Raw genomic sequence first — 8,949 nt, forward strand, 5'->3', positions numbered from 1 at the left:
CCTCTCGGCCGGGAGGGAGGCGGCTTCCACCGCCTGTATGCCCGGCTCCCCCCCAGCCGAGACACCTGTGATCAGAGTTTTGACCCGGCACCAAAAAGCCAGTCTCATGGCCGCAGTTTGGACCCCAAAGCCAAATCCACCGGATGGACGATCGTCCTCGCGGCGGCGCTCGCGCTCGGACTCTCCCTTGCGCCGCTGCCGGAGGCATTTCGTCCTATCCCGAGCCTGAGCAAGGAAGGACCGCTGGCGCCCCGGCTGGCGGAGCTGGTGCTTCCCAAGTCCTTGACGGGAAAGGGCTCGTCCGAGCGCAACACGGATGACGCACTGGCGGGCATACCGACCCAGGCCCCCGAGGAGGAGCTGCCCCCGGAGGAGGAGACCCCTGCGGTAGAGGAGGAGGCGCCCGCCGCCACCACGGCGCCCCCGTCCGATCTGGAGGGGCTGAACACCCTCACCCGGGCCCGAGCGCTCTCGCTGGAGGCCCTGCGCGAGAAGATGGGCGCGCAGCACGTGGACATCGAGCTGGGCTGCCGCCGCCTGGGCACGACGGGGTGCGAGGAGAGCGGGCTGGCTCCCTTCTTCTCGGCCTTGAACGAGCTGCGCGAGGACCGGCGGAGACACCCGGTGCGGGTGGTGCACCTGGGAGACTCGCTGATCGCCTCGGACCACATCACCGACATGATCCGAGCGCGGCTCCAGGAGCGCCACGGCTCGGGCGGCAAGGGCTTCCTCTTCATCGACCGGCCCACGGGCTCGGGGCGCTCGGTGCGGACGGGAACGGCGAGCGAGGGCTGGCAAGTCACTCGGCTCATCGATCGCAACTACCCCAAGGATCGGCTGGGCTACACGGGCGTAGCCTTCGCGTCCGGCGGCACGGGTTCACCGAGCGTGCGCTTCCCCGCGGAGGGCGCGCGCGTCGCGGAGCTGTTCTTCCAGACGAAGCCGGACGGGGGGACGGTGCAGTTCAGCGCGGACGGCAAGCCGATGCAGCGTCTGCTCACCCGCTTCGAGCTGCCGGGGGTGGCCTTCTCACGCTTCTCGCTCCCCGAGGACACGAAGACGCTCTCGCTGCAGACCTTCGGGAAGGTGGAGCTGCATGGCGTCTCGCTGGAGAACGGGAAGCCGGGCGTGGTCTACGACACGATCGGGCTGCCAGGCGCGACGGCGGAGGTCTTCCTCCGAGCGCAGAAGGGCGCCTTCCGCTCCCAGCTCCGCCACCGCAAGCCTGCGCTGGTGGTGCTGATGGTGGGCGGTAACGAGGCTTTCTACATCTCTCGCAACCGCATCACCCCACAGGAGATCCGCACCCAGGCGACGGAGCTGGTGAAGCAGGTGCGCGACTCGGTGCCGGACGCGGCCTGCCTCATCATGGCGCCGATCGACGCAGCGGTGCGGACGATGGGTGGAGAGCTGGTGCCGCGCCGAGGCTCCAAGGAGGTGGGAGACATCTTCCGCGAGGTGGCGAGCGAGGGCGGCTGCGCCTTCTGGGATGCACTCTCGGCCATGGGAGGCGAGGGCTCTTCGATCGAGTGGCTCTCCGCGAAGCTGTTCAACGAGGATCTGGTGCATCCACGGGCCAGGGGCTCGGACCTGCTGGGCCACCTCTTCGACTTCGCGCTCCAGCGTGCTTATGCCAAGACCCACCAGCCGCTGCTCATGGTGGATGATCCCTCGGGGTTGGTCGAGGGAGGCACGGCGCTGAAGGGCACCTTCGCGCGGCTGCGAGCGCTGGAGGAGAAGAAGGGGACGGAGCGGCTGGGCCTCGTTCAGCTGGGCGCCTCTCACACCTCGGCCCACTTCTTCACGGACGCGGTCCGGGGCGTGCTCTCCAAGAAGTTCGGAGACGGCGGGCGTGGCTTCATCGCCGCAGGCAAGCCCTCTCAGCGCCTGGCAGCCGCGCGCGTGTCGCGGGAGCTGACCGGCGAGTGGCAGGTGCTGGACGCGCTGCAGCCAGAGTCCCAGGCGGGCGAGGCGTGGGGTCTCACGGGCATCCGCGCGGTGGGAGCGCCGGGGGCCTCGCTGCGCATCCAGTTCTGCGAGGGCTGTTCGCCCGCGAGATCGCCCGAGGCTCGGTTGACGCTGTACTGGCTGGACGCGCCCGGGGCCGGGAAGCTCGACGTGAAGGTGGACGGAGTGCCCGTGCCCGCCGAGGAGCCACCGCCAGCCACCGCGCCCACGGTGCGCATGCGCGCCTTCCCCGTCACGGGTCCCGCGCACTCGCTCGAGGTGACCAACACGGGAGACGGTCCCATCACGGTGCTGGGCGCGTCGCTGGACTTCGAGCAGCCGGGCATCACCTTTGACTCGGCGGGCCTGCCTGGCAGCACGGCCTTCACGCTGAGCCGCTATGAGCCGGCGTCACTGGACGCACAGCTCGCGGCGCGCAGGCCGCAGCTGCTCGTGTTCTGGTACGGCACCAACGAGGCGGGCGTGCCCGATCTCGACCCCGAGACGCTGCGCCAGGAGTACGTTGCCCTGGTCTCCCGGCTCCGGGCCTCCACGGGCGCGGAGTGCCTGCTCATGGGCCCCACCGATCGCCTGATGCAGGACGCGAACGGCCGCTGGACGGAGACGAGCGCGCTGGGGCGGGTGCTCACCACGCTCCCGGCGGTGGCCCGGGAGGCAGGCTGTGCCTACTGGTCCGCCCGGGCGGCCATGGGCGGTGAGCGCTCCATGCTGCGCTGGCAGCGCGCCGAGCCAGCGCTGAGCCACGCGGACGGCACGCACCTGACGCAGCTCGGCTACGAGAAGCTGGCCGCATCCTTCGTGAAGGATCTGCTCGCGGCCTACGAGGCCTACAAGGCAGCACCACCGGAGCAGGTGCAGGCGCCGGATCCGGGCCAGGTCCCCACCCAGGCGCCCACGCCGAAGCAGGCAGCCCCCGAGGCGCCTCCCGCGACTCAATCCCCCGGTCCGACGCAGGGGCAGGCCCCGCTCCAGGCGCCCGAGCCCGAGACGGCGCCGCTGCCCCAGGCCCGGGCCTCACTGCAGGAGCCTGCCCGCGACGAGGCCCAGGGTCCGGCTCGCAACACCACACCAGCGCCCGCTGCGCGGAAGGCGGAGGGAGGCTGACATGCCGTCCACCAGCATCCCCTATCTGGTCTTCCTGGCCCTCATCTTCGCGCTGTACTGGGCGGTGCACCGCCACCGCATCGCGCGGCTGAGTGTGCTGCTCGTCGCGAGCCTCTTCTTCTATGCGGTGTGGACGCCGCTGCCGGTCCTGGTCTTCTTCTGGGGCGCGGCGGTGGACCACCTGGTCGTCAAGGGGCTGGCGCGGGCGAAGTCCCAGGGGTTGCGCAAGCTGCTGGTGACGGCCTCGGTGCTCTCGAACGTGGGCCTGCTGGCCAGCTTCAAGTACGCGGAGCTGTTCCGCGAGACGGCGCGGACGCTGCTGGCGCCGCTGGGGGTGGTGGTGCGCGAGGAGCCCTTCGGGCTGCTGTTGCCCATCGGGCTGTCGTTCCTCTGCTTCCAGGCCATCAGCTACGTGGTGGACGTGTACCGCGGGAAGGCGAGCGCGGAGCACAGCTACTTCGAGCACCTGCTCTACCTGCTCTTCTTCCCGCGAGTCATCTCGGGGCCGATCGTCCGCGCCTCGGCGCTGCTGGAGCGCTTCCACGAGGTGCCCACGCTGACGCCGGAGGCGGGCGGCCGCGCGATGTACCGCATCGCGGTGGGCCTGGTGAAGAAGATGGTCATCGCGGACGTGCTGGGGAGCGGGCTGGTGGACCCGGTCTTCGCGGATCCGGCCGCGTACACGTCCGCCGAGTGCCTGATGGCGGCGGTGGCCTACACCTTCGAGCTGTACTTCGACTTCTCGGGGTACTCGGACATTGCCATTGGCGCGGCGGCGCTGTTCGGCTTCGAGTTCCCGGAGAACTTCCAGCGGCCGTACCTGGCGAAGAACCTCTTCGAGTTCTGGAACCGCTGGCACATGAGCCTGTCGAGCTGGCTGCGGGACTACCTCTACATCCCGCTGGGCGGCAACCGGGCCTCGAAGCCGCGGGTGCTGTTCAACCTGATGACGGTGATGGTGCTGGGCGGCCTGTGGCACGGGGCGGACTGGCGCTTCGCGGTGTGGGGCGCCGTGCATGGCGTGGGGCTGTGCCTCACACGCTCGTGGTGGTGGATCCGCGGCGGCCGGCCGGAGGCAGAATCGATGGGGTGGGTGCGGGTCGGCGTGGGGATGCTGCTCACCTTCACGGTGGTGGTGCTCACGCGCGTCGTCTTCCGGGCCCCGGACATGACTCACGCGGGCGAGTTCTACGCACGCATGCTCTTGCTCATGCCAGGGCTGGCCAACGTGAGCACGCTGGTGTGGATCATGTTGGCGGTGGCGGTGGTGAGCCACGCGCTGCCCATGAAGCTCTACGACAGCGTGGGGGAGCTCTTCGTGCGCCTGCCCGCGCCAGCGCGCGCGGTGGTGCTTGTGGCGATCGGCCTGGGCATCCGCCACCTGGCGTCCGTGGAGGCGCGGCCGTACGTCTACCTCCAGTTCTGAGGCGCTAGAGCGTCCTCAGCCCGTCCCGCGCGCGGACGGAGCACCCGAGGAGAGCTGCGCGATGTGCTCCAGCAGATCGTAGAGGATTCGCGCCGTAGCGCCCCAGATGACGTGGGAGTTGTAGGTGTAGAAGTAGACGTCGTACTCCACGCCTTGCACCGTGCGCTTCTCGGTGCGGCGGATGGACGGATCCATCAGACCCGCCAGCGGCACCTCGAGGATGAACGCCACCTCCTCGGCGCTCGGGCGGTACTGCCCATCTCCTGGAATGATTCCCACGAAGGGCTGGATGCGGAACGCCGTGATGGTGGGGATCTCGTCCAGCATGCCGAGCACGCGCACCCGCGAGCGCTCGACGCCCAGCTCCTCCTCGGTCTCCCGGAGCGCGGTGTGGAGAGGCGTGGGATCCTCCAAGTCCCTGCCGCCTCCGGGGAACGAGAACTGGTTGGCGTGGTTGCGCAGGTGGGCCGGCCGCTGGGTGAAGAGGACGTGCGGCACACCCTCGCGCTCGAACAAGGGGACGAGCACGGCGGACTCGCGCAGCACCAGCCCCGGCAGGTTGATGGGCCGGGGCGGGTGGGAGGCCAGCCGGGCCTCCAGCTTGTCGAAGAGCGAGTCCACGTCAGTCCGTCACCTGCTTCTCCACGGGAGGCTTCGTCGGGTGCTCCTGATCCGCAAGGTTCTCCACGCCCGACAGCGGCTTGAGCAAGCCCGCCTGCAGCAGGCCGATCAGCCCCAGCCCGAGCACCACGCGGTACACCACGAAGACCATGGTCGAGCGCGTGCGCAGGTAGCGCAGCAGCCACGCGATCGCCGCCCAGCCCGAGCCGAAGGCGACCAGCGTCCCGGTCACCAAGGCCAGGGTGGAGGGCCGCGAGTCCGCCTCCAGCAGATGCTTGAGCTCGAAGACACCGGCCAGCGTGGTGGCGGGGATGGAGAGCAGGAAGGAGTAGCGCGCCGCATCCTCACGCCGCAGCCCGAGCGACAGCGCCCCGGTGAGCGTGGTGCCCGAGCGCGACGAGCCCGGGATGAGCGCCACCGCCTGCCACGCGCCGATGATCAGCCCATCCCGCCAGCGCATGTCCGCCAGGGTCCGCTGGTGCGAGGCCATCCGCTCCACGATGAAGAGGATGATCGCCAGGATGATGAGGCTGGCGGAGATGATGTAGAGCGAGCGCAATGAGCTCTCGATGTACTTCTTGAAGGCCAGGCCGCACACACCGATGGGGAGGGTGCCCACGAGCACGAACCACGCCAGACGCGACTCGAGCGTGGCGAACGGCTCACGGCGCAGCAGCCCCTGGAAGAAGGCGGCGGTGAGCTTCACCAGGTCGCTGCGGAAGTAGATGAGCACGGCGGCCACGGTGCCGAGCTGGATGACGGCGGAGTAGGCCGCCCCCGGGTCCTTCCAGCCGAACAGCTCCGGGACAATGCGCAGGTGCGCGGTGGAGCTGATGGGAAGGAACTCGGTGAGGCCCTGGACCAGCCCGAGGACGATGGCTTCGATGAGACTCATAAGGTGGGAGACCGGATGTAAGCCTTCCACCCCTTGCCCGCAAGGGCCATGGCCACCCGGCAAGCTGTCCACTCGTGGATACGTCGGGAGGTGGGCACGCCCGGCATGCGGGTAGGCTCCTGGACCACCGGTCATGCCCCCTGCCCTGCTCTGTCCTTGTTCCTCTGGCCTCCGCTACCGCCTGTGCTGCGCGCCCTACCACCGCGGCGAGGCCGAGCCTGCTGACGCGGAGGCCCTCATGCGCTCGCGCTACAGCGCCTTCGCGCTCCGAGAGGCCGCCTGGCTCTGGAAGTCCCTGCACCCGGATCACCCGGATCGCGCCCGGCCGGAGGCCGAGGTGGTGCGTGGGCTGCGCGCCTATGCACAGAGCCACCAGTTCCCGGGCCTGGTGGTGATGGATCGGCGGCCGCCCGACGAGCGGGGCGTGGCACAGGTGCTCTTCTTCGCCAAGGTGTTCGAGAAGGGGAAGGACCGCTCCTTCGTGGAGTGCTCGGACTTCCGCCACGACGGGACAGGTTGGCGCTACGTCTCCGGGGCGCTGAAGCTACCAGGCGAGCTGCCAGCCCCACCGGAGACGCTCACGCTGGCAACCTTCCCGAAGTGACGGGAGCAGCGTCAGGATTTTTCGGGCCATTTCGTCCCTCTCCTCAGCTGCCCGGCCGGTGAGGCCCTACACGCTCCTGGTAATCGCCTCATAAGCGACGCGGTTCGAACCCGCTCCAGACCTTGAAAAGGTCACCCAAACCAGTGGCTTCTCCACTCGGGCAGCAACCTTTCTCTTCGGAACACCCTCCGCGACTCAGGTGCCCTCGTCCCAGGAGGCCAGGTACTTCCCCTGCGCTCGCGTCAGCGCATCGATCTTCACACCCAGGCTCCTGAGCTTGAGCCGGGCGATCTCGTGATCGATGTGCTCCGGCACCCCGTAGACCTTCCGCTCCAGCGAGTCGTGGTTCTTCACCATCCACTCGCTGCACAGCGCCTGGTTGGCGAAGGACATGTCCATCACGCTCGAGGGGTGGCCCTCGGCGGAGGCCAGGTTGATGAGCCGGCCCTCGCCCAGCACCACCACCTTCTTGCCGCCCTGGAGCGTGTACTCCTCAACGAACTCGCGGATGACCTTGCGGCTCTTCGCCAGCTTCCCGAGCGCCTTCAGATCCAGTTCCACGTTGAAGTGGCCCGAGTTGCAGACGATGGCCCCGTTCTTCATCACCTGGAAGTGCTCGGCGCGGATGACGTCGATGTTGCCCGTCACCGTGCAGAAGAAGTCGCCGATCTTCGCCGCCTCGCTCATTGGCATGACGCGGAAGCCGTCCATCACCGCCTCGAGCGCCGTGGTGGGGTTGATCTCCGTCACGACGACATCGGCCCCCATCCCCCGGGCACGCATCGCCAGGCCGCGGCCACACCAGCCGTAGCCCGCCACCACGAACACGCTGCCCGCCAGCAGCCGGTTCGTCGCCCGGATGATGCCGTCGATCGTCGACTGGCCCGTGCCGTACCGGTTGTCGAACATGTGCTTCGTCTTCGCCTCGTTCACCCCGACGATGGGGTAGCCCAGCACCTTGGCCCGAGCCATCGCGCGCAGGCGAATCACCCCCGTCGTCGTCTCCTCCGTGCCGCCCAGCACGTTCTTCAGCAGGTCCTTGCGCCGGGTGTGCAGCACTCCCACCACATCCGCGCCGTCATCCATGGTGATGTGCGGCCCACCCTCCAGCGCCATGTCGATGTGGCGGTAGTACGTCGCGTTGTCCTCGCCCTTGATGGCGAAGACCTGCATCCCGTAGTCCTCCACCAGAGCTGCGGCCACGTCGTCCTGCGTGGACAGTGGGTTGGAGGCACACAGCGACACCTCCGCCCCGCCCGCCTTCAGCGCCACCATCAGGTTGGCCGTCTCCGCCGTGACGTGCAGACACGCCGTCACCCGCAGCCCCTTGAGTGGCTTCTGCTTCTCGAAGCGCTCCTGGATCTGGTGCAGCACTGGCATCGTGCGCCCAGCCCACTCGATGCGGCCGCGTCCCTTGTCCGCGAGCGACGGGTCCTTGATGTCACAGTGCACAGGGGCAAAGCTGTTCTTCGGCCTCTTGAGGCCGGCGGACCTGGCCATGGCGGTATCCCTCTCGGGTGGAAAAAAGAAACGCGCGTGACCCCTATTGGGCCACGCGCGCGGGTTCAAGTCACCGGAACTTTGATCGTCCAGCCGCTTACGGGCTGCCCACGGCCTTCAGGCGAGAGCTGCCACCCAGGGCCTCGCGCAGCAGGTCCTTCTTGTCGGTCCGCTCCCAGGTGAACTCCTTCTCGGAGCGGCCGAAGTGCCCGTACGCCGCAGTCTTCTGGTAGATGGGCCGCAGCAGATCCAGGTACTCGATGATCTCGCGGGGGCGCAGACCGAACGTCCGGCGCACCGCCTCGGCGATCTTCGCCTCGGGCGCGGTAGCCGTGCCAAACGTCTCCACCATCACGCTCACCGGGTCCGCGACGCCGATGGCGTAGGAGACCTGCACCTCGCAGCGACGCGCCAGCCCTGCGGCCACCACGTTCTTGGCGATGTAGCGGCCCATGTAGCAGGCGCTGCGGTCGACCTTCGCGGGATCCTTGCCGCTGAGCGCCCCACCACCGTGCTCGCCGCGCCCGCCGTAGCTGTCGACGATGATCTTACGGCCGGTCAGGCCGGTGTCGCCGTGCGGGCCGCCGACGACGAACTTGCCGGTCGGGTTGATGTGGAAGACGATGTCGTCGTTCCAGAGCTTCTTGGGGATGCACGGGCGGATGACCTGCTCGATGATCTCGCGCTTGGCCTTCTCGGTGATCACGTCGCGCTTGCGGTCGAGGACCGACTCGTCGTGCTGCGTCGAGACGACGACGGTGTGCACGGCGGTCGGGCGCTCGTTCTCGTAGCTGATCGTGACCTGGCTCTTGCCGTCCGGGCGGAGCCAAG

At 68.7% G+C, this 8,949-nt stretch carries 7 protein-coding genes; 3 read left to right on the top strand and 4 right to left on the bottom strand.

What is annotated here, in order from left to right; all coding sequences use genetic code 11:
• Positions 1-117: 117 nt before the first annotated feature.
• Together VD972_RS29945 and VD972_RS29950 are read left to right on the top strand one after the other, a co-directional pair.
• The gene (locus VD972_RS29945; RefSeq protein WP_324992184.1) at positions 118-3,072 is read left to right on the top strand and encodes a GDSL-type esterase/lipase family protein; all 2,955 of its coding nucleotides are present in this window, start codon (positions 118-120) and stop codon (positions 3,070-3,072) included.
• A 1-nt stretch (position 3,073) separates the two neighbouring features.
• Positions 3,074-4,498, top strand: coding sequence for an MBOAT family O-acyltransferase (locus VD972_RS29950; protein WP_324992185.1), 1,425 nt, complete (start codon positions 3,074-3,076; stop codon positions 4,496-4,498).
• Positions 4,499-4,513: 15 nt separating this feature from the next.
• Here the strand turns inward: VD972_RS29950 and VD972_RS29955 are convergent, their stop codons facing one another.
• Both VD972_RS29955 and VD972_RS29960 read right to left on the bottom strand, forming a co-directional pair.
• Positions 4,514-5,119, bottom strand: coding sequence for a CoA pyrophosphatase (locus VD972_RS29955; RefSeq protein WP_324992186.1), 606 nt, complete (start codon positions 5,117-5,119; stop codon positions 4,514-4,516).
• A 1-nt stretch (position 5,120) separates the two neighbouring features.
• Complete coding sequence (locus tag VD972_RS29960; protein WP_324992187.1) at positions 5,121-6,014, bottom strand: undecaprenyl-diphosphate phosphatase; 894 nt, start codon at positions 6,012-6,014, stop codon at positions 5,121-5,123.
• 133 nt (positions 6,015-6,147) lie between these two features.
• On the opposite strand from VD972_RS29960, the gene VD972_RS29965 reads away from it, so the two are divergent.
• On the top strand, positions 6,148-6,618 hold the full coding sequence (locus VD972_RS29965) for a YchJ family protein (RefSeq protein ID WP_324992188.1): 471 nt from the start codon (positions 6,148-6,150) through the stop codon (positions 6,616-6,618).
• A 195-nt stretch (positions 6,619-6,813) separates the two neighbouring features.
• On the opposite strand, the gene ahcY is transcribed toward VD972_RS29965, so the two are convergent.
• Positions 6,814-8,118: an adenosylhomocysteinase gene (ahcY, locus tag VD972_RS29970; RefSeq protein WP_324992189.1), complete on the bottom strand. Its 1,305-nt coding sequence runs from the start codon at positions 8,116-8,118 to the stop codon at positions 6,814-6,816.
• Positions 8,119-8,215: 97 nt separating this feature from the next.
• Positions 8,216-8,949, bottom strand: a 734-nt coding sequence (gene metK, locus VD972_RS29975) for a methionine adenosyltransferase (protein WP_324992190.1), incomplete at its 5' end; no start/stop codon positions are given.

It is taken from the genome of Hyalangium sp. (assembly GCF_035629615.1).
In the GTDB taxonomy this organism is placed as follows: Bacteria; Myxococcota; Myxococcia; order Myxococcales; family Myxococcaceae; genus Hyalangium.

What these genes read in the sequence shown, in the direction of transcription:
- VD972_RS29950 (WP_324992185.1), top strand. Translation starts at nt 3,074, where the DNA reads ATGCCGTCCACCAGCATCCCCTATCTGGTCTTCCTGGCCCTCATCTTC.
- VD972_RS29960 (WP_324992187.1), bottom strand. Translation starts at nt 6,014, where the DNA reads ATGAGTCTCATCGAAGCCATCGTCCTCGGGCTGGTCCAGGGCCTCACC.
- VD972_RS29965 (WP_324992188.1), top strand. Translation starts at nt 6,148, where the DNA reads ATGCCCCCTGCCCTGCTCTGTCCTTGTTCCTCTGGCCTCCGCTACCGC.
- ahcY (WP_324992189.1), bottom strand. Translation starts at nt 8,118, where the DNA reads ATGGCCAGGTCCGCCGGCCTCAAGAGGCCGAAGAACAGCTTTGCCCCT.